The 25,417-nt window shown below is 70.9% G+C and carries 19 protein-coding genes and 1 tRNA gene; 16 read left to right on the top strand and 4 right to left on the bottom strand.

Going from position 1 to position 25,417, the window contains the following annotated elements:
- Window positions 1-8: 8 nt before the first annotated feature.
- Window positions 9-1,667, bottom strand: a complete 1,659-nt coding sequence (gene aceB / locus P8R59_RS01885) for a malate synthase A (RefSeq protein WP_278102473.1) — start codon at window positions 1,665-1,667, stop codon at window positions 9-11.
- Window positions 1,668-1,787: 120 nt separating this feature from the next.
- The gene (aceA, locus tag P8R59_RS01880; protein WP_077052716.1) at window positions 1,788-3,104 is read right to left on the bottom strand and encodes an isocitrate lyase; all 1,317 of its coding nucleotides are present in this window, start codon (window positions 3,102-3,104) and stop codon (window positions 1,788-1,790) included.
- Between the two features lie 127 nt (window positions 3,105-3,231).
- Between aceA and P8R59_RS01875 the strand changes: the two genes are divergently transcribed.
- The 8 genes from P8R59_RS01875 (at window position 3,232) to P8R59_RS01840 (ending at window position 13,700) form a co-directional block, all read left to right on the top strand.
- A complete protein-coding gene (locus P8R59_RS01875; RefSeq protein ID WP_278102472.1) occupies window positions 3,232-4,707 on the top strand; it encodes a helix-turn-helix transcriptional regulator in 1,476 nt (491 codons plus the stop codon).
- Between the two features lie 240 nt (window positions 4,708-4,947).
- A complete protein-coding gene (locus tag P8R59_RS01870; protein ID WP_278102471.1) occupies window positions 4,948-6,546 on the top strand; it encodes a glucoamylase family protein in 1,599 nt (532 codons plus the stop codon).
- Between the two features lie 66 nt (window positions 6,547-6,612).
- On the top strand, window positions 6,613-7,218 hold the full coding sequence (locus tag P8R59_RS01865; protein ID WP_278102470.1) for a TetR/AcrR family transcriptional regulator: 606 nt from the start codon (window positions 6,613-6,615) through the stop codon (window positions 7,216-7,218).
- A gap of 322 nt (window positions 7,219-7,540) precedes the next feature.
- A complete protein-coding gene (locus tag P8R59_RS01860) occupies window positions 7,541-8,803 on the top strand; it encodes an extracellular solute-binding protein (RefSeq protein ID WP_278102469.1) in 1,263 nt (420 codons plus the stop codon).
- Between the two features lie 4 nt (window positions 8,804-8,807).
- Window positions 8,808-9,755 carry a carbohydrate ABC transporter permease gene (locus P8R59_RS01855; protein ID WP_278102468.1) on the top strand — a complete coding sequence of 316 codons (948 nt, stop codon included), beginning with the start codon at window positions 8,808-8,810 and terminating at the stop codon, window positions 9,753-9,755.
- A gap of 11 nt (window positions 9,756-9,766) precedes the next feature.
- Window positions 9,767-10,666, top strand: a complete 900-nt coding sequence (locus P8R59_RS01850; RefSeq protein WP_278102467.1) for a carbohydrate ABC transporter permease — start codon at window positions 9,767-9,769, stop codon at window positions 10,664-10,666.
- 23 nt (window positions 10,667-10,689) lie between these two features.
- The gene (locus P8R59_RS01845) at window positions 10,690-12,570 is read left to right on the top strand and encodes a glycoside hydrolase family 3 protein (protein WP_278102466.1); all 1,881 of its coding nucleotides are present in this window, start codon (window positions 10,690-10,692) and stop codon (window positions 12,568-12,570) included.
- Window positions 12,567-13,700, top strand: a complete 1,134-nt coding sequence (locus P8R59_RS01840; protein ID WP_278102465.1) for a LacI family DNA-binding transcriptional regulator — start codon at window positions 12,567-12,569, stop codon at window positions 13,698-13,700. Before P8R59_RS01845 ends, P8R59_RS01840 begins: the two co-directional genes overlap by 4 nt.
- Before the next feature lie 20 nt (window positions 13,701-13,720).
- Here the strand turns inward: P8R59_RS01840 and P8R59_RS01835 are convergent, their stop codons facing one another.
- On the bottom strand, window positions 13,721-15,295 hold the full coding sequence (locus tag P8R59_RS01835) for a PucR family transcriptional regulator (RefSeq protein ID WP_347404940.1): 1,575 nt from the start codon (window positions 15,293-15,295) through the stop codon (window positions 13,721-13,723).
- A gap of 41 nt (window positions 15,296-15,336) precedes the next feature.
- Here P8R59_RS01835 and gabT point away from each other — a divergent pair, with 41 nt between their 5' ends.
- The 8 genes from gabT (at window position 15,337) to nusG (ending at window position 23,847) form a co-directional block, all read left to right on the top strand.
- Window positions 15,337-16,695, top strand: coding sequence for a 4-aminobutyrate--2-oxoglutarate transaminase (gene gabT, locus P8R59_RS01830; RefSeq protein WP_278102464.1), 1,359 nt, complete (start codon window positions 15,337-15,339; stop codon window positions 16,693-16,695).
- Window positions 16,696-16,786: 91 nt separating this feature from the next.
- On the top strand, window positions 16,787-18,244 hold the full coding sequence (locus P8R59_RS01825; protein ID WP_278102463.1) for a flavin monoamine oxidase family protein: 1,458 nt from the start codon (window positions 16,787-16,789) through the stop codon (window positions 18,242-18,244).
- Window positions 18,241-19,140 carry a universal stress protein gene (locus P8R59_RS01820; RefSeq protein ID WP_278102462.1) on the top strand — a complete coding sequence of 300 codons (900 nt, stop codon included), beginning with the start codon at window positions 18,241-18,243 and terminating at the stop codon, window positions 19,138-19,140. Before P8R59_RS01825 ends, P8R59_RS01820 begins: the two co-directional genes overlap by 4 nt.
- Window positions 19,137-20,687: an APC family permease gene (locus P8R59_RS01815; protein WP_077052307.1), complete on the top strand. Its 1,551-nt coding sequence runs from the start codon at window positions 19,137-19,139 to the stop codon at window positions 20,685-20,687. Before P8R59_RS01820 ends, P8R59_RS01815 begins: the two co-directional genes overlap by 4 nt.
- 38 nt (window positions 20,688-20,725) lie before the next feature.
- Window positions 20,726-22,087, top strand: a complete 1,362-nt coding sequence (locus tag P8R59_RS01810; RefSeq protein WP_278103777.1) for an NAD-dependent succinate-semialdehyde dehydrogenase — start codon at window positions 20,726-20,728, stop codon at window positions 22,085-22,087.
- 173 nt (window positions 22,088-22,260) lie between these two features.
- Window positions 22,261-22,333: transfer RNA gene (locus P8R59_RS01805), tRNA-Trp, on the top strand.
- A 43-nt stretch (window positions 22,334-22,376) separates the two neighbouring features.
- Window positions 22,377-22,652: a preprotein translocase subunit SecE gene (secE, locus tag P8R59_RS01800; protein WP_077052305.1), complete on the top strand. Its 276-nt coding sequence runs from the start codon at window positions 22,377-22,379 to the stop codon at window positions 22,650-22,652.
- Window positions 22,653-22,713: 61 nt separating this feature from the next.
- A complete protein-coding gene (gene nusG / locus P8R59_RS01795; protein ID WP_278102461.1) occupies window positions 22,714-23,847 on the top strand; it encodes a transcription termination/antitermination protein NusG in 1,134 nt (377 codons plus the stop codon).
- Window positions 23,848-24,259: 412 nt separating this feature from the next.
- On the opposite strand, the gene P8R59_RS01790 is transcribed toward nusG, so the two are convergent.
- The gene (locus P8R59_RS01790) at window positions 24,260-25,213 is read right to left on the bottom strand and encodes a type IV toxin-antitoxin system AbiEi family antitoxin domain-containing protein (RefSeq protein WP_278102460.1); all 954 of its coding nucleotides are present in this window, start codon (window positions 25,211-25,213) and stop codon (window positions 24,260-24,262) included.
- Window positions 25,214-25,417: the final 204 nt, after the last annotated feature.

Below are 25,417 nucleotides of genomic sequence, written 5' to 3'. Positions count from 1 at the left end.
GTGTGCCGTCAGTCGAGGTACTTCGCGTACGCCGGCAGGGTGAGGAACGCCGGGAACTCCTCGCGCAGCGCCACCTCGTGGAACACCTCGGCGGCGTCGTCGAAACGGTCGCCCTCGAAGCGGGTCGTGTCGGCGAGCACGTCGCCGAGCAGCCCCTCGACGTACTCGCGGGTGATGCGGGTGCCGTCGGCGGTGGAGCGGTCCTGGTGGATCCACTGCCAGATCTGCGAGCGCGAGATCTCGGCGGTCGCGGCGTCCTCCATGAGGTCGTCGATCGCGACGGCCCCGAGGCCCCGCAGCCACGCCTCGATGTAGCGGATCGCCACCGCCACGTTGCCGCGCACCCCGCCCGCGGTGATCGGCAGGCCGATCCGCAGGTCGAGGAGCTGCTCGGGCCGCACCTCGACGTCCTCGCGCAGCCGGTCGAGCTGGTTCTCGTGCTCGCCGAGCACGGCGTCGAATTCCGCGCGGGCCACCGGGATCAGGTCGGGGTGGGCCACCCACGTGCCGTCGAAGCCGTCGCCGGCCTCGCGCCGCTTGTCGGCGGCGACCTTCTCGAACGCCGCCTCGGTCACCTCGGGCTTCCGGCGGTTGGGGATGAAGGCGCTCATGCCGCCGATCGCGTACGCCCCGCGCTTGTGGCAGGTGCGCACGAGCAGCTCGGTGTACGCCCGCATGAACGGCACTGTCATCGTCACCTCGCTGCGGTCGGGCAGGACGAACCGCGCCCCGCGGCCGCGGTAGGTCTTGATGATCGAGAAGATGTAGTCCCAGCGGCCCGCGTTGAGGCCCGCGCAGTGGTCGCGGAGGGCGAAGAGGATCTCCTCCATCTCGAACGCCGCGGGGAGCGTCTCGATGAGGACCGTCGCGCGGATCGTGCCATGGGCGAGGCCCAGACGCTCTTCGGTGAACGAGAACACGTCGTCCCACAGTCGCGCCTCATCGGCGGACTCGATCTTCGGCAGGTAGAAGTACGGTCCGCGACCCGCCGCGATGAGCGCGTGCGCGTTGTGGAAGACGTACAGCCCGTAGTCCACGAGAGACCCGGATGCCGGCAGCTCGCGGCCCGCGCGGTCGATCACGGTGATGTGCTTCTCGGGCAGGTGCCAGCCGCGCGGGCGCATCACGATCGTGGGCGTGCGCTCGGCGGTGACGCGGTACTCCTTGCCCTCGGGGCTCGTGAAGCTCAGCTGCCCGCGGATGGCGTCGAACAGCGAGAGCTGGCCCCCGATGACGTTGCGCCACGTGGGGGAGGTGGCATCCTCCTGGTCGGCCAGCCACACCCGCGCACCGGAGTTCAGCGCGTTGATCGTCATCTTCGGGTCGGTCGGGCCCGTGATCTCGACGCGGCGGTCCTCGAGGCCGGGACCCGCACCGGCCACGCGCCACGACGGGTCCTCGCGGATGTGCGCCGTCTCGGACCGGAAGTGCGGGTCGTCGCCGTTTCCGATCTCGAAGCGGCGGCGTTCGCGCGCGGCGAGCCGGTCGTGACGGCGACGGCCGAAGCGGTCGTGCAGCTCGGTGAGGAAGGCGAGGGCGGCGGGGGTGAGGATCTCCCGGTCGCGGCCCTCGAGCGGACGCTCGATCCGCAGGTGCGGAGCGGGGGTGGATGCCGTGGGCTCGGGGCCGCGGCGGGCGGTGGTGGGAGGGGGTTCGATGAGGGTCATGATCGTGGCTTTCTGTCTGTGTCGGCGCGTAGCGCGTGGCGCCACCGGAGGCCGAGTGTCCAAGACACGCCGCATGCGGTACGGCGGATACGGCGTGTCTTGGACTGTGGAAAGAGAGGGTCAGTGGAACTGCGCGGTCTCGGTGGAGCCGGCGAGGGCGAGCGTGGCGCTGTCGGGGTTGAGCGCGGTCGAGACGACGTCGAAGTAGCCGGTGCCGGCTTCGCGCTGGTGGCGCGTGGCGGTGTACCCGTTCGCTTCGGCGGCGAACTCGGCCTCCTGCAGCTCGACGTACGCGCTCATGGCGCGTTCGGCGTAGCCGCGGGCGAGGTCGAACATCGAGTGGTTCACGGCGTGGAAGCCGGCCAGCGTGATGAACTGGAAGGCGTAGCCGAGGGCGGCCAGGTCGGCCTGGAACGTGGCGATCTGCTCGTCGTCGAGGTGGCGCTTCCAGTTGAAGCTCGGCGAGCAGTTGTAGGCGAGGAGCTTGCCCGGGTAGCGGGCGTGGATCGCCTCGGCGAAGGCGCGGGCGAGCTCGATGTCGGGCTCTCCCGTCTCGACCCAGATGAGGTCGGCGTAGGGGGCGAAGGCGAGGCCGCGAGAGATGACGGCATCCAGGCCCGGGCGCACCCGGTAGAAGCCCTCGCTCGTGCGCTCGCCGGTGAGGAACTCCGCGTCGCGCGGGTCGACGTCGCTCGTGAGCAGGTCGGCCGCCAGGGCGTCGGTGCGCGCGATGATCACCGTCGGGACTCCCGCGACGTCGGCCGCGAGACGGGCGGCGTTGAGGGTCCGGATGTGCTGCTGGGTGGGGACGAGCACCTTGCCGCCGAGGTGGCCGCACTTCTTCTCGCTCGCGAGCTGGTCTTCCCAGTGGATGCCGGCGGCCCCCGCCTGGATCAGCGACTGCGCCAGTTCGTAGGCGTTGAGCGGGCCGCCGAAGCCGGCCTCGGCGTCGGCGACGATCGGGGCGAGCCAGTCCTGCGTGATCTCGCCCTCGGCGCGCTCGATCTGGTCCTGCCGCAGCAGCGCGTTGTTGATGCGGCGCACCACGGCGGGCACGGAGTTGGCGGGGTACAGGCTCTGGTCGGGGTAGGTCTGTCCCGCGAGGTTGCCGTCGGCGGCGACCTGCCAGCCCGAGAGGTAGATCGCCTTCAGGCCCGCGCGCACCTGCTGCACGGCCTGGCCGCCGGTGTAGGCGCCGAGGGCCCGGATGTATTCCTCGGTGTGGAGGAGGTTCCAGAGGTTCTCCGCGCCGCGGCGGGCGAGCGTGGATTCCTCGCGGACGCTGCCGCGGAGTCGGACGACGTCCTCGGCCGAGTACGTGCGCTCGATGCCGTCCCACCGCGGGTCGTTCTCCCACGCGGCGCGGATCTCATCGGCGGTCTCGGTCTGGTCGCCGGGGCGCAGGGGCGGCTGGGCGGGGGTGGCCTGGATCGTCATGTCGTCCTCCTTCGGGTACCGGGCATCGGTGCCCGTGGAGACCACTGTCGGCGAAGAATCACCGCCGGAACCAAGAATCACGCGGTGAAGTTTTGCCGTTCTTCTGTTTCGGTGAGATCATCCCGACATGGACACCGGAGTCTCCCTGACCGCGGCCTCCGCGGCATCCGACGATGAGGGCGTGGACACGCTCACGATCGGCAAACGCATCCGCCAGCTGCGCACGGCGCGCGGGATGACGCTGGACGAACTCGCCGCGGCGGTCGGCCGCGCGCCCAGTCAGATGTCGATGATCGAGACGGGTCGCCGCGAAGCGAAGCTCACGCTCCTGCAGGCGATCGCCCGCGCCCTCGGCACCGGTCTCGACGCCCTCCTGGATGCCGAGCCCCTCGACGAGCGCGCATCGCTGGAGATCGCGGTCGAGCGCGCCATGCGCGGGTCGACGTTCCAGGCGCTCGGCATCACGCCGTTCCGCGTCGGCAAGACCGTGCCGGACGAGGCGCTCGCCGCGATGCTCGCCCTGCAGGCCGAGATCGAACGGCTCCGCGACGAGCGCTCCGCCACCCCCGAGGAGGCGCGGCGGGCGAACGTCGCGCTCCGCCGCCTCATGCGCACGCAGGACAACCACTTCCCGGAACTCGAGCGCACGGCATCCGAGATCCTCGCCGCCGTCGACCACCCCGGCGGCCCGCTCACCCAGCGGGCGGCCAGCGACATCGCGGCTTATCTGGGCTTCTCGCTGCACTACGTGCCCGACCTGCCGCAGACCACGCGCAGCATCGCCGACGTGAAGAACGGGCGGTTGTACCTGTCGACGCGGGTGGCGAAGGGCGACCCGCGGGCGTCGGTGCTGCAGGCGCTGTCGAGCCGCATGCTCGGGCACACCGAGCCCAAGACCTACGGCGAGTTCCTGCGCCAGCGCGTCGAGACGAACTACCTCGCCGGCGCCCTCCTCATCCCCGAGGCGCACGCGGTGGCGGCGCTGACGGAGGCCAAGGCCCGCCGCGCGCTCAGCATCGAGGACCTGCGCGACACGTACTCGGTGTCGTACGAGACGGCCGCGCACCGCTTCACCAACCTCGCCACGGTGCATCTCGGCATCCCGGTGCACTTCCTCAAGGTGCACGAGTCGGGGACGATCACGAAGGCCTACGAGAACGACGACGTGAACTTCCCCACCGACCGGCTGGGGTCGATCGAGGGGCAGATGTGCTGCCGCCGGTGGACGAGCCGCGTGGTCTTCGACGAGGACGACCGCTTCAACCCCTACTACCAGTACACCGACACCGGCAACGGCACGTACTGGTGCACGGCCCGCGTCGAGCAGTCGAGCGAGGGGGCGCACTCCGTGAGCGTGGGGGTGCGCTTCGACGACACCAAGTGGTTCCGCGGGCGCGACACCCCCAACCGCGGCGTCTCGCGGCACGCGGTCGAGGTGTGCTGCCGGCGTCCGCCCGCCGACCTCGAGGTCGCGTGGCGCGACAACGCCTGGCCCAACGTGCGGACCCCCCGGACCCTGCTCGCGACGCTGCCGACCGGGGCGTTCCCCGGCGTCGACACGACCGAGGTGTACGAGTTCCTGGAGGCTCACGCCCCGAAGTGACGGCCGCGTCTCCACGGCGTGGCGCCCAGAGCACACGTTCGGGTCGAGCGCACACGTTCCGGGCGTCCCGTTCGTGTGCGCTCGGCTGGAACGTGTGCGCTCGCGGGGCGGCGCGGGGTGGCGCGGCGCGGGGCGGACGGGGCGGCGCGGGGCGGAGGGTTGCGAAAAAACCGCACACATGTAAGGTTTTGGGCACCGAGCTCCGTCCCCCCGGAGCGCTTTCGATGAGGAGAGCCCGTCATGAAGCACACCCGCTTGGCATCCACCGCGATCGCGAGTCTCGTCGTGGGCGGTCTGTTCGCCGCCGCCCCCGCGACCGCCGCCCCGCCGGGGCCGCCCCCGCACGCCGGAGCACCGATCGGTGCGGGAACCGGACCCGGCGCCCGCGAGCTGCTGCGCTACGCCCAGGACACCTGGACGTCGATGGCCGCCATGGCGCACGCCGACACCGGACTCCCCGACGACAACATCGGGGGAGACCTGGATGCCGCCACGGCCTCGGGCTACACCTCACCGACGAACATCGGCGGTTACCTGTGGTCGACCGTGACCGCGCGAGACCTCGGCATCATCGGCGCCGACGAGGCGCGCGAACGTCTCACCGCCACCGTCTCGACCCTCGAGCGCATGGAGCGCAACGACGGCAGCGGCATGTACTACAACTGGTACGCCCCCGACACCGGCGCGAAGCTGGAGATCTTCCCGACCTCGGGCGAGGTCATCCACCCGTTCCTCAGCACCGTGGACAACGGGTGGCTCGCCGCGGCGCTCCGCATCGTCCGCGAGGCCGAGCCGACGCTCGCCGACCGCGCCGACGCGCTGTACGAGTCGATGGACTTCTCGGCGTTCTTCGACCCGGCCGGGGCGCCGGGGCTCCCGGCGGGCACCAACCGCGGTGGATTCTGGGAGCAGCCCCCAGGCGACGGCTGCACGGTCGAGGCTCCGATGTACAACGGCAGCGGCGCGGAGGCGTTCTACACCTGCCACCACTACGACACCACGGTGAGCGAGAGCCGCATCGCGACGTATCTCGGCATCGCGCAGGGCGGCATCCCGGCGACGGCCCTCTACGGCACGCACCGCACGATGCCGGCCGGGTGCGACTGGGCGTGGCAGGAGCAGCTGCCGACGGGGCAGACCCGCAACTACGACGGCGTCGACGTGTACGAGGGCGTCTATTCCTACGACGGCATGTCGTTCGTGCCCAGCTGGGGCGGCAGCATGTTCGAGTCGCTCATGCCCGACCTCCTCGTGCCCGAGACCGAGTGGGGGCCGCGCTCGTGGGCGCTGAACCACCCGATCACGGTCGCGGTCCAGAAGCGGCACGGCCTCGATGAGGCCGGCTACGGCTACTGGGGCTTCTCGCCCGCCAGCAACCCGTTCGGCGGCTACAGCGAGTACGGCGTCGACATCGCCGGCATCCGCTCGGACGGGTACACCTCGGATGCCGAGAAGACCGACGTCGACATCGACCGCCCCGGCTGCACCACCGGAACCAACCCCGACCCGACCTTCGGCGACGGCGTGGTGACGCCGCACGCGGCCTTCCTGGCCCTCCCGTACGACCGTCCGGGCGTGCTCAAGAACCTCCGCGGTATCGAGAAGAAGCTCGGCGCGTACGGCCCCGGCGGCTTCTACGACGCCGTCGCGGTCGAGAGCGACACGATCGCGAAGCGGTACCTGTCGCTGGATCAGTCGATGATCATGGCCGCGATCGGCAACGCCCTCACCGGCGACACCCTCAAGGACTACTTCGTCGACGACGAGCTCGAGCAGCGGTTGCGTCCCGCCATGGAGCAGCAGGTGTTCGGCTCGTCCTGGGGCACGCGCCGCCACTGACCGACCGCCCGACCGATGCCCGGTACCCTCACGGGACCGGGCATCGGTGCGTGCGGGAGGAGACGGATGACGGACGAGGGGATGCCGCGCGCCCCGCGGGGGAGCTACCCGAAGGGGCTCCAGCGCCGCCAGCGGATCGTCGACGAGGCCATGGTCGTCTTCGCGCGGTCAGGGGTGACGAGCGGATCGCTGCGCGAGGTCGCCAAGCGCGTCGGGCTGACCCCCGCCGGGCTCCTGCACCACTTCGCGACGAAGGAGGAACTGTTCGCCGAGGTGCTGCGCCAGCGCGACGAGCGCGTCCGGGCCGCGGCCGGCGACCCCGCGGAGCACACCCTCGTCGAGCAGATGGGCAAGGTGGTCGCCCACAACGCCACCGCCCGCGGCCTCACCGCGCTCTACACCGTGGTCGTCGCCGAGGCGAGCGATCCCGATCATCCCTCGCACGCCGCGTTCGCCTCCCGCTACCGCGACAGTGCCCGACGCGCCGCCGAACTGCTGCGCGCGGGGCAGGCTGCGGGGGAGGTGCGGCCCGACATCGACCCCGACCGCGCCGCCCGTCTCCTCAGCGCCGTCATGGACGGGCTGCAGCAGCAGTGGCTCCTCGACGACTCGGTCGACATGCCCGCGCACTTCGCCGAGTTCGTACGGGGGTATCTCCGGCCGCCTGCCTGAGTCCCGGCATCCCGGCGTCCCGTGCTCGTCGCCGAGCGCACACGATCCGGCCGAGCGCACACGGTCCGGGCGTCCACAGCGGGTGCGTTCGACCGGATCGTGTGATCTGGCCGAGCGCACACGATCGGACCGAGCGCACACGATCGAGCCGAGCGCACACGATCCGGCCGAGCGCACACGAATCGGGCGACCGTAGCGGGTGCGTTCGACCGGATCGTGTGGTCTGGGCAGGAGAAGGGTGGGTTGCCCCGGCGCTAGTTATGCGCTTAAACTAGCCGCGACACCGCGTCCGACGACGGGCGCCCGTTCGAGGAGGAACACGATGAGAATGACCCGATGGGGCGCCGTCGCCGTTGTCGCGGCGGCCGCGATCGCGCTGACCGGGTGCGGACGCACCTCCGATTCCGGCCCCGGTGTCGCCGAGGCCTCGACGATCGGCGACGCCAAGGCCGAGGGCACGCTCACGATGTGGGCGATGGGTGCCGAGGGCGAGGCGCTGCCGGCCTTCGTGAAGCAGTTCGAAGAGGCCAACCCGGGCGTCACCGTCGAGGTCACCCCCGTGCCGTGGGATGCGGCGTACAGCAAGTTCCAGACCGCGATCGCCGGCGGCAACACCCCCGACCTCGCGATGGTCGGCTCCACCTGGATGGCCGACTTCGGCGACGCGCTGCAGACGGTTCCCACCGACCTCTCCACCGACGGCATCTTCCCCGGCGCCCTCGACTCGACGATGATCGGCGACCGCGCGACCGGCGTGCCGTGGTACGTCGACACTCGCGTGCTCTACTACCGCACCGACATCGCCGCGCAGGCGGGCTGGAACCAGGCGCCCACCACGTGGGACGAGCTGAAGCAGATGGCCGCCGACATGCAGGCCAAGGGCGGCGCCCAGTACGGCATGCGCCTGCCGGCGGGCAACGACTCCTTCCAGGGCAACCTGTGGATGCCGTGGTCCAACGGTGCGGAGCTCGAGAACGGCTCGGAGTGGACCCTCGACACCCCCGAGACCGTCGAGGCGCTCGAGTACTACCAGAGCTTCTACACCGACGGCATCGCCAACCCCGCCGCCGATCGCTCGGCCGGAGCGCAGGAGGCGGACTTCGTCTCGGGCGCGACGCCCATGCTGATCGACGGCCCGTTCCTCATCGGACAGCTCGAGGAGCTCGGCGGCGCGGGCTTCAGCGACAAATTCGCCACCGCGGTGCTGCCGACGAAGGAGTCGTCCACGTCGTTCAGCGGCGGGGCGAACCTCGCGGTGTTCGACACCTCCGACAACGCCGCCAGCGCGTGGAAGCTCGTGCAGTGGCTGACCCAGCCCGACACCCAGGCCGCCTGGTACGAGGCGACCGGCGACCTGCCCTCGGTGCAGGATGCCTGGAAGTCCGACGCCCTGGCCTCGTCGAAGACCCTCGCGGCCTTCGGCACGCAGCTGGAGACCGCCAAGTCGGTTCCGGCCACGACCACGTGGGTGCAGGTCGCCGCCGCCGGTGACGCGATGCTGGAGAAGATCCGCCTCGGGCAGCAGAGCCCGGCCGACGGTCTCAAGGAACTCCAGGCCACCGCCGACCAGCTGGGCCTGGGCTGAGATCATGACGCACGCAGTCGTGGGCGCGACCGGACGGGTTCCGGCCCCCGGTCGCGCCCGCGCCGGCGGGGCATCGAGCCGCCGTCGGCGCCAGGGATGGGTCGCCTGGGGTTTCGCCCTGCCGTTCGTCGCGGTCTTCGCGGTGTTCATGGTCGTGCCGATCGTGGGCTCCTTCGCGATGTCGTTCACCGACTTCCGGTCGCGCGACATCCGCTCCCCGTTCGCGGTGAACTTCGTCGGGCTCGACCAGTACCTCGCGGTGCTGGGCGATCCGGTGTTCCTCACCTCGCTGGGCGTGACCGCGACGTTCGTGATCGTCGGCATCCCGGTGACCATGGCCGTCGCCCTCGCGCTCGCGCTGGCGCTGAACTCCAGCGGCGGACGCATCGTGTCGGTCCTGCGCGTGGGCTTCTACGCCCCCGTCGTGACGAGCATCGTCGCGGTGGCGGTCGTGTGGCGCTACATCCTGCAGCCCGAGGGGCTGTTGAACTCGGCGCTCGCGATCATCGGCATCCAGGGTCCCGATTGGCTCAATGACACCCGCACCGCGCTTCCGTCGCTCATCGCGATGGCGGTGTGGCGCAACGTCGGAACGCTCATGGTGATCTTCCTCGCGGGGCTCCAGGCGATCCCCACCGACGTCAAGGAGGCCGCCCTCATGGACGGCGCGTCGTCGTGGCGGCGTCTGACCTCGGTCACCCTCCCGCTGCTGCGTCCGACGCTGCTGCTGGGGGCCGTGCTCATCTCGGTCGGGTTCCTGCAGTTCTTCGAGGAGGCCTTCGTCATGACTCAGGGCGGCCCGCTCAATTCCACCCTCTCGGTGGCCTATTACACGTTCAAGCAGTTCGGCTTCGGGCAGTACGGCACGGCATCCGCCGCCAGCTACCTGCTGTTCCTGGCGATCGCGCTGCTCAGCCTGCTGCAGTTCCGTCTGCTGCGCTCGAAGGATTGAGGGAGGATGCCATGACGATCACCGCCCCCGCGGCCCCCGTAGCCGCCGCCGAGACGCCGCCCGCTCCGCGCCGGCGCCGTCGTGTCGAGAACCGGATGACCCCGGGCCGCGCCCTCACCCTCACCGTGCTCGTCGTCGGGCTGCTGGTGTGGATGCTGCCCTTCGCCTGGATGCTGCTGGGCTCGGTGAAGACCCAGCGCGAGATCCTGCAGCGGCCGCCGACGTGGTGGCCCGAGCAGTTCACGTGGGAGAACTTCGCCGCGTGGTTCGGGCAGCTGAACTTCGGCCAGTTCTTCGGCAACAGCCTGTTCGTGGCCCTGGTCACCGTGGTCGGCAACCTCGTGTTCTGCTCGATGGTGGGGTACGCGCTGGCGAAGATGGACTTCCCCGGCAAGAAGGCCCTGTTCGTCGTGGTGATGGTGACGCTCATGGTCCCCGGTGTGGTCACTTTCGTGCCCCTGTTCGTGATGGTGTCCTCGCTCGGTCTCGTCGACACCTACGCGGCGCTGATCCTGCCGTTCGTCACGACGCCGCTGGGCGTGTTCCTCATGCGGCAGTTCATGCTCGGCATCCCCGATCCGCTGCTCGAGGCCGCGCGCATCGACGGGGCGGGGGAGCTGCGGATCTTCGCCCGCATCGTGATGCCCCTGTGCGGGCCGCCGCTGGCGACCCTCGGCATCCTGACGTTCCTGGCGTCGTGGAACAACTTCCTGTGGCCGCTGGTGGCGGCGCAGACCGAGGGGAAGTACACCCTCCCCGTCGCGCTGTCGCTGTACTCCACCGGACAGAACGCCACCGATTACGGTCTGCTGCTCGCGGGTTCGGTGCTGGTGATCGCGCCGATCATCCTGCTGTTCGTCTTCCTGCAGCGCTACTTCATCCAGGGCATCGCCTCGACCGGCTTGAAGTGACCCGAGCCCTCGAAAGGACTCCCATGACCTCCCCCCGATTCCTCACCGCGCCCGACGGCACCCGTTTCCGCGACCTCAACGGCAACGGCGTGATGGACCCGTACGAAGACCCGCGCCGCAGCACCGAGGAGCGCACCGAGGATCTGCTCGGGCGGCTCAGCCTCGAGGAGAAGTGCGGCCTGATGTTCCAGACGGTCATCGAGGTGGGCCAGGACGGCGAGCTGCTCGAGGCCCCCGGCCGGATCTCGAAGTCGCCGACGACCGCCGTCGTCGTCGGCAAGAACATGACGCACTACAACGTGCACGCGATCCGCACGGCCCGGCAGGCGGCGACCTGGAACAACGCGCTCCAGGCGCTGGCCGAGACGACGCCGCACGGCATCCCCGTCACGATCAGCACCGATCCGCGCCACGCGTTCGTGGAGAACACCGGCGTGGGGTTCGCGGCGGGCCCGTTCTCGCAGTGGCCCGAGGGTCTCGGGCTCGCGGCCCTCGACGACGTCGAGACCGTGCGCGAGTTCGCCGACGTCGCGCGGCGCGAGTACGTCGCCGTCGGCATCCGCGCCGCCCTGCACCCGCAGATCGACCTCGCCACCGAGCCGCGGTGGGGCCGTCAGGCGCAGACCCTCGGACAGGATGCCGCGCGCGTCGCGGAGTTCACCGCCGCGTACCTCCGCGGGTTCCAGGGCGAGGAGCTCGGGCCCGACAGCGTCGCGTGCACGACGAAGCACTTCCCGGGCGGCGGGCCGCAGCAGGGCGGCGAGGACGCGCACTTCCCGTACGGTCGCGAGCAGGTCTACCCCGGCGGGATGTTCGACTACCACCTCGAGCCCTTCCGGGAGGCGATCCGGCGCGGCACCGCGGGGATGATGCCGTACTACGGCATGCCGGTCGGTCTCGAGGTCGACGGTCAGCCGATCGAAGAGGTCGGCTTCGGCTACAACCGCCAGATCATCACGGGTCTGCTGCGCGAGGAGCTCGGCTACGACGGGGTCGTCGTGACCGACTGGGAGCTGGTCAACGACAACCACGTCGGCGATCAGGTGCTCCCCGCCCGCGCGTGGGGCGTGGAGGAGCTCACGGCGAGCGAGCGCATGGAGAAGATCCTGGATGCCGGCGCCGACCAGTTCGGCGGCGAGGAATGCGTCGAGATGCTCGTGGACCTCGTCCGGGCAGGCCGCGTGTCCGAGGAGCGCATCGACCGGTCCGCGCGGCGTCTCCTGCGGGTGAAGTTCGCCCTGGGCCTGTTCGACGACCCGTACGTCGACGTCGACGCGGCCGAGCGGATCGTCGGCAACGCCGAGTTCCGTGAGCTGGGGGAGCGGGCCCAGGCGCGCTCGCTCACGGTGCTGGTGAACGAGGGCGACGTGCTGCCGCTGCGTCCCACCGGCGCCGTGTACGTCGAGGGCTTCCGCGCCGACGACGTCGCGGAACTCGGGCGCGTGGTGTCCGACCCCGCCGAGGCCGATCTCGCGCTCGTCCGCATCGGCGCGCCCTTCGATCCGCGCGACGACCTGTTCCTCGAGGCGTGGTTCCACCAGGGCTCCCTCGAGTTCGCGCCGGGCCTCGTGTACCGGCTGCAGCAGATCGCGGCATCCTGCCCGCTCGTGCTCGTGGTGAACCTCGACCGCCCGGCGATCCTCACCCCGTTCGTCGGACACGCGGCGGCGATCGTGGCGGACTACGGCAGTTCGGCGCGCGCGGTCCTCGACGCCCTGACCGGGCGCGTCGCGCCGCAGGGGCGCCTGCCGATCGAGATCCCCCGGTCGATGGATGCCGTCCGCGCGTCGCGCGAGGATGTACCGTCGGACACCGGTGACCCCGTCTTCCCCGTGCACTTCGGGCTGGAGCTCGCGGGGGTGGAGGACTCGGCGGAGCCGATGAGGGGGTACGCGCACCGATGAGCGAAGCGGACGCGGCACGTCGACCGACCGTCTACGACGTGGCCCAGGAGGCCCGGGTGTCGATCGCGTCGGTGTCGTTCGCGTTCCGCCGCCCCGACAAGCTCAGCGACGCGACGCGCGAGCGCGTGCTCGAGGCTGCACGGCGACTGGGCTACGCGCCCAGCGCCGCAGCCCGCGGCCTCGCGCACGGCCGCACGGGCACGCTCGGCCTGCACGCGTTCGACCTGCTGCTGGAGCGGGCGGATCCGCTCACGCAGACCCCCTCGTTCACGGACCTCGCGATGCCCCGGCTCGATGCCGACGGCGTCATCCCGTGGGCGCAGACCGACGACGACGTCCTGTCGGATCCGCGCGCGTTCCCGCTCTACGTCGACGAGGTGCAGCGCGGATTCGAGCTGGAGTGCTGGGCGCTCGGGCGCCCCGTGATGCTCAGCAGCGGCGCCGGGACCGACGTCTCCGTCGCCGACACCGCGGGCCGCGTCGACGGGTTGGCGATCTTCCCGTCGCCGCAGACCGCCCCGGCCCTGGCCCGGTACGCCCCGACGATCCCGATCGTGCTGTTCAGCGCCGCCCCGGGGGACGATCACCACCACCGCGTGCGCGTCGACAACGCCGGGGGGATGCGTGCCCTCGCCGATCATCTCGTCCGGGAGCACGGCATCCGCGACATCGCCTTCGTCGGACGCCCCGAGGCCTCCGACACGGCCGAGCGACTGATCGGGCTGCAGGACGGCCTCGCCGACCTCGGCCTCCTGCTGCGCCCGCAGGTGGTGGATGCCACCGTCCGCGGTGAGGACGACCTCGTTCCGCAGCTGCGCGCGCTCATCGCCGGCGGGCGGATGCCGCAGGCCCTCGTGTGCGCGACCGACCAGCACGCGTTCGCCGTGTTGGACACGCTCGCCGCCGAGGGACTCCGGGTTCCCGAGGACGTCGTGGTGACCGGCTTCGACGGCACGCTGGCGGCACGCCTCAGCTCCCCGCCGTTGACCACCGTCCGGCAGCCGATGGAGGCGATGGGCCGCGCGGCTGCGCGCATCCTCGCCGGGGTCGCCGGCCCCGCCGACCGCCCCTTCGACGTGGTGTTCGAGCCTCGGCTCGTGGTGCGCCGCAGCTGCGGCTGTCCCGGCTGAGTCGGAGGCGCGCCTCGTCCTCAGGCGGGCTGCACCCGCAGGGCCGCCCACAGCTCGGCACGCGTCGCGAACGACGAGAGGTCCCGGTCGAGCAGTCGCTCGGCCAGGGCCAGGCGCGTGCGGACGGTGTGCCGGTGGACGCCGAGGGCCTGCGCCGTGATCTCGTGCGAGCAGTCGTGGTCGAGCCAGGCGCGCAAGGTCTCGACGAGTCGCGACCCCTCGGCGGCGTCGTGCGCGGTCAGCGGCGCCAGCTCGGCGGCGGCCAGGCTCGGCGCATCGGGGCCGAGAGCGGACAACACCCCGGATGCCGCCACCTCGCGGAACGTGGTGACGGCGTCGCGCCCGCGATCGCGTGCGACCCGTGCCTGTTCGACGGCCGCGGCGAAGCGGTCGTAGCCGGTGGGGTCGGACACGCCGATCCGCGCCCCGAACCGGTCGGCCGCCTCGTCGATCGCGTGCCGCTCGTCGGCGGGGACGACGATCACGACGCCGTCGTCCGCGCGGCCGAAGAACACCGCGCCGCGACGCTCATCTGCGCGCAGCTCCAGGAGTTCGGCCAGCCCGCTGTTGCGGGCGGCGGTCGCGTCGGTGAGCCCGACGACGATGGGGGCGGCCGGCAGTGGTCCCCACGCGTCGCGCGCGATGCGACGGGCCAAGGTCGGATCGTCGGTGAGCAGCGACTGCACGAGGCCCGCGCGGAGAGCGCCGCGGGCGCGGCCGAGGCCCTGGTGCTGCTCGAAGGCGAGCCCGGCCATCGCGATGACGGCGGTGACGACACCGCGGCCCTCCTGGTCGAGCTCCCCGGCCGCGATCGCGATGAGACCGCGCAGGTGCCCCCCGCGCCCGAGGGTCTGCAGCGTGAACGGGCGCCCCTGGATGCGCAGGGAGGATGCCGCGCGGGCGCCGCGCCGGAGCACCGCGGCGACCTCGCCGTTCAGAGCGGCCGACGTGTCGGCATCCAGGTCTCCGCCGGGATGCTCGCGCATGAGCTCGCCGGCAGCATCGTACAGACCGACCCACGTGCCGAGCTGCCGCGCCAGTTCGGCGAGGGTCGCGCCCAGTCCGTCGGGACGCAGCGCCGCCAGCGCGATCGACCGTTGCGCGGAGAGCGCCCACGTCCGTCTCGCGAACGCTTCCGCGGCGATGGCCTCGGCGTTGGCGCGCGCGACCGCGATGAACGGCGTGCGGTACGGCACCTCGAACAGCGGCAGCCCGGCCTCGCGGCACGCGGCGGCGAGCTCGGGAGGGATGCCGTCGCGCACGACCTCCGTGCCGAACCCCAGGCCCGCGACCCCTCTCACCGTCAGGCGTTGCACGTAGTCGGCGGCGGAGGTGGCATCCGGGCCCTGGAACTGGGTCCCCGTGGTCAACAGGACCTGTCCGTCGGAGAGGAACGGCGTCGGGTCGGCGAGGTCGCTGCTGTGCACCCACCGCACGGGACGCTCGAGCGCCGCGGGCTCGCCGTTCTCCAGGCGGAGGTGCAGGTCGGGGCGGCGCAGCAGTGCGCCGAGGGTGGAGGTGTCGGTGGCGTCCATGGGGCTCTCGCGGGATCCGCTGTACGAGTTGTACAGCGGGGTAACCAGAATGTACAGCACGGTGGGTGTCGGGTCGTGGTCGCCTTCCCTACGCTCGCGACATGACCGCACCGCACACCGTCACCGCACCCCCCGTCGGCGGCCCCTCCCTCCCGCAGGAGCGCCGCCTGGTCACCAGCATCCCGGGCCCCCGCTCGCAGGAGCTCCTCGACCGCAAGGCCGCCGCCGTCTCCGCCGGTGTCGGTCACACGGCCCCCATTCACGCCGTCGCGGCCGGTGGGGGAGTCATCGTCGACGCCGACGGCAACTCGCTCATCGACCTCGGCTCCGGGATCGCCGTGACCAGCGTCGGCAACTCCCACCCGGCGATCGTCGCCGCCGTGCAGGAGCAGGTCGCCGCCTTCACCCACACGTGCTTCATGGTGTCGCCCTACGACTCGTATGTCTCGGTGGCCGAGGCACTGAACCGCCTCACCCCCGGCGACCACGCGAAGAAGAGCGCGCTGTTCAATTCCGGCGCGGAAGCGGTCGAGAACGCGATCAAGATCGCCCGCAAGCACACCGGGCGTCAGGCCGTCGTCGCCTTCGACCACGCCTACCACGGCCGCACCAACCTCACGATGGCGCTGACGGCGAAGAACATGCCGTACAAGAGCGGCTTCGGCCCGTTCGCCGCCGAGGTGTACCGCGCCCCGCTGTCGTACCCCTACCGTGACGGTCTGTCGGGTGCCGAGGCGGCCGCGAAGGCCATCTCGCTCATCGAGAAGCAGGTCGGCGCCGAGAACCTCGCCGCCGTCATCATCGAGCCGATCCAGGGCGAGGGCGGCTTCATCGTCCCCGCCGAAGGCTTCCTCCCCGCTCTCGTGGACTGGTGCCGCGCGAACGGCGTGGTCTTTATCGCCGACGAGGTGCAGTCCGGCTTCGCGCGTACGGGTGCGATGTTCGCCTCCGACCTCTTCGGGATCGTCCCCGACCTGGTGACCACCGCGAAGGGCATCGCCGGCGGTCTTCCGCTGGCCGCCGTGACCGGTCGCGCCGAGATGATGGATGCCACGCACACCGGTGGACTCGGCGGCACCTACGGCGGCAACCCCATCGCGTGCGCCGCGGCGCTCGCCGCGATCGACGCGTTCGAGAACGACGGCCTCGTCGAGCGGGCCCGCGAGATCGGCGAGGTCCTGATCTCGCGCCTCACGGCGCTGCAGCAGAGCGACCCGCGCATCGGCGACGTCCGCGGACACGGCGCGATGATCGCGGCCGAGTTCGTCGACCCCGCCACCGGCGCCCCGGACGCCGCCCTCACCTCGGCCGTGGCGAAGGCCGCGATCGCCGAGGGCGTGATCGTGCTCACGTGCGGCACCTACGGCAACGTCATCCGGTTCCTCCCGCCCCTGTCCATCGGCGACGACCTGCTCAACGAGGGTCTCGACGTCGTGGCCGGAGCGCTCGCGCGCCACTGAGCACACCGACCCGAGGGGGTGGCATACGACCCGAACGAGCCACCCCCTCGTTCGCACCATCCCGGGTCATCAGGCAGAGAGAGAAGATTTCATGGACGAGATCACGCGTGACGTCGTCGTCATCGGAGCGGGGGCCGCAGGCCTGACCGCCGCGAACGACCTGCGCAAAGCCGGCCTGTCGGTCGTCGTGCTCGAAGCGCGCGACCGCGTCGGCGGACGACTGTGGACCGACGTCGTCGAGGGAGCCATGCTCGAGCTCGGCGGCCAGTGGGTCTCGCCCGACCAGCAGGCGCTCATCGACACCGTCGCCGACCTCGGCCTGTCGACCTACAGCCGCTACCGCGAGGGCGACAGCGTCTACGTCGGTCCCGACGGCGAGGCGAAGCGCTTCACGGGGGAGATGTTCCCGGTCGCGCCGGAGACCGAGCGGGCCATCGACGAGATCACGGCGCGACTGGATGCCATGGTCGCCGAGATCGACCCCGACAAGCCGTGGGAGCACCCGAACGCCGCGGAGTGGGACACGATCTCGTGGGACGCGTGGCTGCGCGCGCAGACCGATGACGACGAGGCGGTGCGAAACCTCGCCTTCGCCACGGGCTCCGCGATGCTCACCAAGCCGACGCACACGTTCTCGCTGCTGCAGTCGCTGCTCATGGCGGCCTCCGCCGGCTCCTACTCGCACCTCGTCGACGCCGACTTCATCCTCGACAAGCGCGTGGTCGGCGGCCTGCAGCAGGTTCCGGAGCTCCTCGCCGAGCGTCTGGGCGACGACGTGCTCCTGAACCAGCCGGTGCGCCGCATCGTCTGGGGTCCGGAATCCGCCGCCGCGGACCGCCCCGCGGATGCGGTGACCGGACGCCGCGTCGACGACCTGCGCGCGCTGACCGCCCGCGTCGAGGCCGCGAAGTCCTCGACGGGGGTCACCGTGACCACCGACGACGTGACCGTGCGCGCCCGCTTCGCGATCCTCGCGCTCGCCCCCGTGCTGTACCCCCGCATCTCGTTCGACCCGCCGCTGCCGCGCCTCCAGCACCAGATGCACCAGCACATCTCGATGGGCTTCGTCATCAAGGTGCACGCCGTCTACGACCGCCCGTTCTGGCGCGAGCAGGGCCTGTCGGGCACCGCGTTCAGCCCGTACGAGCTCTCGCACGAGGCGTACGACAACACCAACCACGGCGACGAGCGGGGCACGCTGGTCGGGTTCGTCTCGGACCAGAACGCCGACGACCTCTTCCGCGTGAGCGCCGAGGAGCGCAAGGAGCGCATCCTCGAATCGCTCTCGCACTACTACGGGCCCGAGGCGAAGAACCCCGTCGTCTACTACGAGAGCGACTGGGGCAGCGAGGAGTGGACGCGCGGCGCCTACGCCGCGAGCTTCGACCTCGGCGGTCTGCAGCGCTACGGCGCCGACCTGCGCGAGCCCGTCGGCCCCCTCCACCTCGCGTGCAGCGACATGGCGGGTGCCGGCTACCAGCACGTCGACGGCGCGATCCGCCAGGGTCACCGGGCCGCCGACGAGATCCTCGAACGGGCCCGCGGATGACCGCCCCGGTGGTCGTGGGGTACACCGCGACCGACACCGGCGCCGACGCGCTCGCGCTCGGCATCCGGTTGGCCCGGGCGATCGGGGCGTCGCTCGAGGTCGCCCTCGTCCTCCCCGACGACGCGCGCAGCGTGATCACGCCCCCGGATGCCGCGTACGCGCGGCTCGTGGCCGAGCAGGCCGAGCGCTGGCTCGGCGAGGCGGCCGCAACGATCCGGGATGCCGTGCCCCACCGCGAGCACGTCCGGCACGCCGATTCCTTCGCCGAAGGCCTGGTGGGCTTCGCCGACGAGATCGGAGCCGGCTACATCGTGGTCGGCGCGGCCAACGGGGGCCTCCGCGGGCGGCACCGGCTCGGGACGGTCGCGTCCGAGCTGCTGCACTCGTCCGACGTGCCCGTGGTGCTGGCGCCCGAGGGCTCGCGGCGCGTCGACCCCGCGATCGGCATCAGCCGGGTCACGGCCGCGATCGGCAGCCGCCCCGGCGCCGACGTGCTGCGCGAGGAGAGCATCGCGCTGTCGGCCGCGGCATCCGTGCCCCTGCGCCTGCTGTCGCTCGTGACCGTCGACCTGCCGCCCGGTCTCGAGACCGGAGCGATCCGCATCGCCGGTGCCCGGCACGCCGAAGAGGTGCTGTCGCAGGCCCGGGTCGAGCTGCCCACCGACGTCGCCGCCGAGGTGGTGGTCGCCGACGGCGACAGCATCGAGGAGGCCGTGCGCGACCTCCCCTGGGATCCCGCCGAGCTCGTCATGGTCGGCAGCAGCCGCCTCGCGCAGCCCCGCCGCCTGTTCCTCGGTTCGACCGCGGCGAAGATGCTGCACGAACTCCCCGTCCCCCTCGTCGTCGTGCCACGCAGTCGTGCCGACGTCTCCGCTTCGGAAGGACCGCGGCCATGACCGCTCCCGCACCCGCCACCGGCAGCGACGCCGGCGGACTGTCGAAGAAGGGTCTGAGCGCCGGCACGATCGGCCTGCTCGGCGCCGTCGTCATCGGCATCTCCTGCATCGCCCCCGCCTACACCTTCACCGCCGCGATCGGTCCCACCGTCGGGGCCGTGGGCGTCCAGGTCCCGGCGATCATCCTCGTCGGATTCATCCCGATGCTGCTGGTCGCCTTCGGCTACCGCGAGCTCAACAACCGCATGCCCGACTCGGGCACCTCGTTCACGTGGGCCGCCCGCGCGTTCGGGCCCTGGATCGGCTGGATGGCCGGCTGGGGACTCATCGCCGCGACCGTCATCGTCCTCTCCAACCTCGCCGGCATCGCCGTCGACTTCCTGTTCCTGCTCATCTCGCAGCTCACGGGTCAACCGGGCATCGCCGACCTGGCATCCAATCTGCCGGTCAACATCGTCGTCTGCCTGCTGTTCGTGCTCGGGGCCACCGTGGTGTCGTACCGCGACATGCAGACGACGCAGAAGCTGCAGTACGTGCTCGTCGGGTTCCAGGTGATCGTGCTCGTCGCCTTCGCCGCGGTCGCCGTCGCGCACGTCCTCGGAGGGGATGCCTACGACCCGACGCCGTTCGACTGGTCGTGGTTCAACCCGTTCGCGGTGTCGTCGTTCAGCGCGTTCGCCGCGGGCGTCTCGCTGTCGATCTTCATCTTCTGGGGGTGGGACGTCACCCTCACGATGAACGAGGAGACCAAGGACCCCGAGAAGACGCCGGGGCGCGCCGCGACCATCACGGTCGTCACGATCGTCTCCCTCTACCTGCTGCTGGCGGTGTCGATGATCATGTTCGCCGGTATCGGCGACGGCGAGTTCGGCCTCGGCAACGCCGACATCCAGGACAACGCCTTCTTCGCGCTCGCCGGACCCATCCTGGGACCCTTCGCCGCGTTCGTCTCGCTCGCGGTGCTCACCAGCTCGGCATCCTCGCTGCAGTCCACGTTCGTCGGCCCTGCCCGCACCCTGCTCGCCATGGGGCACTACGGCGCGCTGCCGCCGAAGTTCGCCGCGGTCAGCCCGCGCTTCTTCACCCCGGGCTACGCCACGATCGTGTCGGCGATCGTCGCCGCCGGTTTCTACGCCGTGATGCGGGTGGTGAGCGTCAACGTCCTGTCGGACACGATCCTGACCCTCGGCATCATGATCTGCTTCTACTACGGGCTGACGGCCTTCGCGTGCGTCTGGTACTTCCGCAAGCAGTGGTTCGACTCGGTGCGCAACGTCTTCTTCACCCTGCTGTTCCCGCTCGTGGGCGGCGTCATCCTCGCCGTGATCTTCGTCACGACGCTGATCGACAGCATGAACCCCGAGTACGGCAGCGGCTCGGAGGTCGGCGGCGTCGGCCTGGTGTTCGTCCTCGGCGTGACCATCATCGTGCTCGGCGCGGTCATCATGGTGGTGCAGTACTTCCGCCGGCCGGCGTTCTTCCGCGGTGAGACGCTCTCGATCGACGCCCCCGCCAGCGCCCGTCGGGGCCGCCGCCTCGCCCGATGACCTCGACCACCACCACGACCACGAATACGGGAGCCCACATGAGTGACTACGCCGTCGTCAACCCCGCCACGGGGGAGACCCTCGCCGAATACGACAGCCTGTCCGACGCGGGCGTCGAGGCCGCCCTCGCCGCCGCTCACGACGGCTACCGCGCGTGGTCGCGGACGGCGCCGGCCCAGCGCGCCGAGGCGCTCCGCCGCGTCGCCGAGCTCCACCGGGAGCGGCGCGACGACCTCGCCGCGATCATCGTGCGCGAGATGGGCAAGCCCCTGGAGGCCGCGCTCGGCGAGGTCGACTTCGCCGCCGACATCACCGAGTACTACGCCGACAACATCGACAAGATCACCGGCGACAGCCCGATCGACATCCTCGGCGAGGGCACCGCGGTCATCCGCCGCTCGGCGCTCGGCCCGCTGCTGGGCATCATGCCCTGGAACTTCCCCTACTACCAGGTCGCCCGGTTCGCCGCGCCGAACCTCGCGGTGGGCAACAGCATCCTGCTCAAGCACGCGCCCCAGTGCCCCGAGTCCGCCGAGGCGCTGCAGCTCATCTACCGCGACGCGGGGCTGCCGGAGGGCGCCTACGTGAACATCCGCGTCACGAACGACCAGGCCGCCACGATCATCGCCGACCCGCGGGTGCAGGGCGTGTCGGTGACCGGTTCCGAGCGCGCCGGAGCCGCGGTCGCCGAGATCGCCGGCCGCAACCTCAAGAAGGTCGCCCTCGAACTGGGTGGATCCGACCCCTTCATCCTGCTCTCCACCGACGACCTCGACGCCGCCGTCCAGGCCGCCGTCGACGCGCGCCTGGACAACAACGGCCAGTCCTGCAACGGGGCGAAGCGCTTCATCGTGGTCGACGACCTGTACGACGCGTTCCTGTCGAAGTTCAGCGCGGCCCTCGGGGAGGCGAAGGTCGGCGACCCGTTCGCCGAGGACACCGTGCTCGGACCCCTGTCGTCGCTGGCCGCCGCCGAGCGCCTCGACGAGCAGGTGCAGCGCGCCGTGTCCCAGGGCGCGACGCTGGAGGTCGGCGGCACGCGCGACGGCGCGTTCTACCCGGGCACGGTGCTCACGGGCGTCACGAGCGACATGGACGCCTACGGCGAGGAGTTCTTCGGCCCCGTGGCGACCGTCTACCGCGTCTCCGGCGAGGACGAGGCCGTCGCCGTCGCCAACGACACCGGATTCGGTCTCGGCTCGTACGTCTTCACCACGGATGCCGCTCAGGCCGAGCGCATCGCCGAGCGGATCGAGGCCGGAATGGTCTACGTGAACCTCGTGCTCGCCGACTCGCCCGAGCTGCCGTTCGGCGGCGTGAAGCGCAGCGGCACCGCGCGCGAGATGGGCCTCCTCGCAGCGGACGAGTTCGTCAACAAGAAGCTCATCCGCACGGCCTGAGTCGTGTCCGTCCCCCGGCGCGGTTCGCCACGCCGGGGGACATGGCATAGACTGGGACGTGCAGGAGAAATCTGCATTCTTTCGCCGTGCCTAGCGCACAGGCGGCATCCCTCCCCGAGAGATTCCTGGCGAAAGCATGTCGGTTTCGCATCCCGGGCCCCGCGAGGGGTCTTAGGGCGGTAGCTCAATTGGCAGAGCAGCGGTCTCCAAAACCGCAGGTTGCAGGTTCGATTCCTGTCCGCCCTGCGCACAGCACACGCTGGCAACGAGAAGCGACCTAGGTGGTTCGATGACGCAGGACGAGGCGAAGGGCGAGATCGTCGCAGACCGCGGCGCGCCCCGTGAGAAGAAGCTCAACTTCTTCGCGCGGATCGCTCTTTTCATCCGTCAGGTCATTGCGGAACTGCGCAAGGTCGTCACGCCGACGCGGCAGGAACTCGTCAAGTTCACGGCCGTCGTCCTCGGGTTCGTCGTCGTCATGATGGCTCTCGTGTACGGCCTCGACGTGCTGTTCGTGTGGCTGACCAGTGCCGTATTCGGCATCCCCGGCGCCGCCGGCGCCTGACCGGCGCTTCGGCGGACGCGCGGCCCCACGAGCGGCCGCCCCAGAACGGAAGAGATCACCAGTGTCTGAAAGATATGTCGACGACGCCGATTGGGCGCCCACGGCCGAGCAGTCCAGCGAGGACGACGAGGCGCAGGAGGGCGACATCCTGGCATCCCAGGAGCACGCCTCCGACGCGGCCGAGCACAGCGCCATCCACATCGTCGACGACGAGAACGACGATGACGACGACGAGCTCGACGACATCGACATCACCGACCCGGAGGCCGACGCCATCGTGAACGACGCTCTCGAGATCGACGAGGCCAGCGAGGCCGAGGCCGCCGCCGAGGTGCTCAACGACTCGCTCGAAGAAGAAGCCGCCGAAGAGGCCGCCGAGGCCGCCGACGAGGTCACCCCCTACGACGGTCCCGACATCAACGGCGAGCCCGACGCGCCCGTGCTCGACGAGGACTTCGTCGACGAGGTCGCCGGCGCCGCGAGCGTCGTCGACGAGGTCGAGGCGTCCGTGTCTCCCGCCGACGCCGCCGAGGCCCCGGTCGACGAGGACGCCGCCGACGACGACGAGGACCTCGACCCCTACGAGGTGTTCCGCGCCGAGCTGCGTTCGCTGCCGGGCAAGTGGTACGTCATCCACTCGTACGCGGGCTTCGAGCGCAAGGTGAAGGCCAACATCGAGCAGCGCAAGTCGACGCTCGAGGTCGAGGACGACATCTACCAGGTAGAGGTCCCGATGGAGGACGTCGTCGAGATCAAGAACGGCCAGCGCAAGATGGTCACGCGCGTGCGCATCCCGGGCTACGTGCTCGTGCGCATGGATCTCAACGAAGACACCTGGTCGGTCGTCCGCCACACCCCCGGCGTCACCGGCTTCGTGGGCAACGCCCACAACCCGACGCCGCTGCGTTTCGACGAGGCGTTCAACATGCTGAAGAGCCTCGTCGAGGTGAAGGAGTCCGCTCCGGCCAAGGGCGGCGCCGCCAAGGGTGCTCCCGTGGCGCAGCGCGTCATCCCGGCCGAGGTCGACTTCGAGACCGGCGAGACCATCACGATCAAGGAAGGCTCGTTCGCGGGTCTGCCCGGCACGATCAGCGAGATCAAGCCCGAGAGCGGCAAGCTCACGGTGCTGGTGTCGCTCTTCGAGCGCGAGACCCCGGTCGAGCTGTCGTTCGACCAGGTCACCAAGATGCTCTGACGCCCCGCGCGTTCGCGAACGCCCCGCCCGGCCTGTGCCGCGCGGGGCGTTCCGCGTTTCGCGCTGCCGCTCGTTCTGCTGCCCACTGCTGCCCACTGCGTTCTGCTGCGGTCTGCTGATGTGTGCCGATAAACGCGATCGGCGATGAGACACGGCTTGCCGTGGCGTGTTTCGTGGGGGATGCCGTTTATCGCGATGTTCGGCTGCGCGCGCGGCATCGATGGCGCGCGGGCGAGGGTGGGCGCGGTTGTCGATCGCGCGGTCACTGCGGGCTGTGGGCGTTGCATCCGGTCGCTGCCCGGTGGTGATAAACGCGATCGGCGATGAGACACGGCTTGCCGTGGCGTGTTTCGCCGGGGATGCCGTTTATCGCGATATTCGGCTGCGCGCGCGGCATCGTCCGTGCCGGTGTTCATCGTGAGCGCGGGTTCCGACCGACGTCCAGCAGCTGTGCGGCGTCGGTCGGGCGCGTGACGGGGAGGCCCGCGGCGCGCAGCGCGTCATAGGGCCCGTCGCCACGGAGGGCGCCGACGTAATCCCATCGCGCGATGCGCCACCCCGCGCGCCGAAGGGCATCTTCGCGACGTTTCTCGTCGCGCAGGGCCGACGCCGCCTCGGAGGGATCGTCTCGGCTGTATTTGATCCATCCGTCGACCTCGCCGAGCACCCGGAACTCCGGCCAGCAGAAGTCCGATCGGTACACGCGGCCGGCCACGCGATGTTCGGCTTGGAGCAGCGGCTCCGGGAATCCCTGCCAGTGCATGACCGCCCTGCTCACGGATTCCGCCACGGACTCCGCGTCGCCGGTCATGTGGTCGCACACCCACTCGACGCGGCGCCGCCCTCGAATCGAGCGCTGCGCAGACACCGTCTCCCGGACCCAGTCCGGCGTGACCTCGAACTGACGCGCCGCAGCGTCGGCAACGGCCAGGCCGAACGCGGGAGGCAACGCGCGGACGAGATCGGTCACCGTGTCGACGGGGCGGGTGACCCGCTGCCCTTCAACGGTCGCGCAACGGCGATCGTCGGCACTGGTGTGGGCGACGACGTCGCCGTAGACGAGTGACCGGGAACGTCTCGAGTCGAAGATGTGGATGCGAACGGGATGCCCGAAGGTGGGCAGGCCCAGGAGTGCGGCGGCCGACTCGTGCGAGAAGATCGCGTCCGGACGGATCAGCCAGTACGCGTGCACGCGCGCCAGGTATCGGTCCCAGGGAGCGAGAGCATCCCAGTCCGGTCGGGGGGCGTACACCCCGGGGCGTACGCGGTGAAGGTCGCTGGCCTTGTGAGGGTAACGGCCCGCGCGCTCGGCATCCGCGGTCCGGATGAGCGGCACGGGGCGGCCTCGGAGGGCGAGAGGGTACATCCGCCGAGGATTCCAGATGCGGAGGGGTCGCTTCCGGAGCCTGTTGATAACTCCGATGCCCCGTGACATCCGCGCCTGCTCCGGTCGAAAAACGCGGTCCGCGGCGAGAAATGGTTCGGCGTGCCGTGTCTCGTCGTGGATGCCGTTAATCGCGGAGGGGAGGGGGCCGGTACGTAGCGCTGGAGCACGGGGCGTGCGACGCGG

Origin of the sequence: Microbacterium proteolyticum (assembly GCF_029639405.1) — a bacterium.
Taxonomy (GTDB): domain Bacteria; phylum Actinomycetota; class Actinomycetes; order Actinomycetales; family Microbacteriaceae; genus Microbacterium.
The sequence above is the reverse complement of the archived record's forward strand: the minus strand, read 5'-3'. Positions and strand labels throughout refer to the sequence as shown.

What these genes read in the sequence shown, in the direction of transcription:
- aceB (WP_278102473.1), bottom strand. Translation starts at nt 1,667, where the DNA reads ATGACCCTCATCGAACCCCCTCCCACCACCGCCCGCCGCGGCCCCGAG.
- aceA (WP_077052716.1), bottom strand. Translation starts at nt 3,104, where the DNA reads ATGACGATCCAGGCCACCCCCGCCCAGCCGCCCCTGCGCCCCGGCGAC.
- P8R59_RS01875 (WP_278102472.1), top strand. Translation starts at nt 3,232, where the DNA reads ATGGACACCGGAGTCTCCCTGACCGCGGCCTCCGCGGCATCCGACGAT.
- P8R59_RS01870 (WP_278102471.1), top strand. Translation starts at nt 4,948, where the DNA reads ATGAAGCACACCCGCTTGGCATCCACCGCGATCGCGAGTCTCGTCGTG.
- P8R59_RS01865 (WP_278102470.1), top strand. Translation starts at nt 6,613, where the DNA reads ATGACGGACGAGGGGATGCCGCGCGCCCCGCGGGGGAGCTACCCGAAG.
- P8R59_RS01860 (WP_278102469.1), top strand. Translation starts at nt 7,541, where the DNA reads ATGAGAATGACCCGATGGGGCGCCGTCGCCGTTGTCGCGGCGGCCGCG.
- P8R59_RS01855 (WP_278102468.1), top strand. Translation starts at nt 8,808, where the DNA reads ATGACGCACGCAGTCGTGGGCGCGACCGGACGGGTTCCGGCCCCCGGT.
- P8R59_RS01850 (WP_278102467.1), top strand. Translation starts at nt 9,767, where the DNA reads ATGACGATCACCGCCCCCGCGGCCCCCGTAGCCGCCGCCGAGACGCCG.
- P8R59_RS01845 (WP_278102466.1), top strand. Translation starts at nt 10,690, where the DNA reads ATGACCTCCCCCCGATTCCTCACCGCGCCCGACGGCACCCGTTTCCGC.
- P8R59_RS01840 (WP_278102465.1), top strand. Translation starts at nt 12,567, where the DNA reads ATGAGCGAAGCGGACGCGGCACGTCGACCGACCGTCTACGACGTGGCC.
- gabT (WP_278102464.1), top strand. Translation starts at nt 15,337, where the DNA reads ATGACCGCACCGCACACCGTCACCGCACCCCCCGTCGGCGGCCCCTCC.
- P8R59_RS01825 (WP_278102463.1), top strand. Translation starts at nt 16,787, where the DNA reads ATGGACGAGATCACGCGTGACGTCGTCGTCATCGGAGCGGGGGCCGCA.
- P8R59_RS01820 (WP_278102462.1), top strand. Translation starts at nt 18,241, where the DNA reads ATGACCGCCCCGGTGGTCGTGGGGTACACCGCGACCGACACCGGCGCC.
- P8R59_RS01815 (WP_077052307.1), top strand. Translation starts at nt 19,137, where the DNA reads ATGACCGCTCCCGCACCCGCCACCGGCAGCGACGCCGGCGGACTGTCG.
- P8R59_RS01810 (WP_278103777.1), top strand. Translation starts at nt 20,726, where the DNA reads ATGAGTGACTACGCCGTCGTCAACCCCGCCACGGGGGAGACCCTCGCC.
- secE (WP_077052305.1), top strand. Translation starts at nt 22,377, where the DNA reads ATGACGCAGGACGAGGCGAAGGGCGAGATCGTCGCAGACCGCGGCGCG.
- P8R59_RS01790 (WP_278102460.1), bottom strand. Translation starts at nt 25,213, where the DNA reads ATGTACCCTCTCGCCCTCCGAGGCCGCCCCGTGCCGCTCATCCGGACC.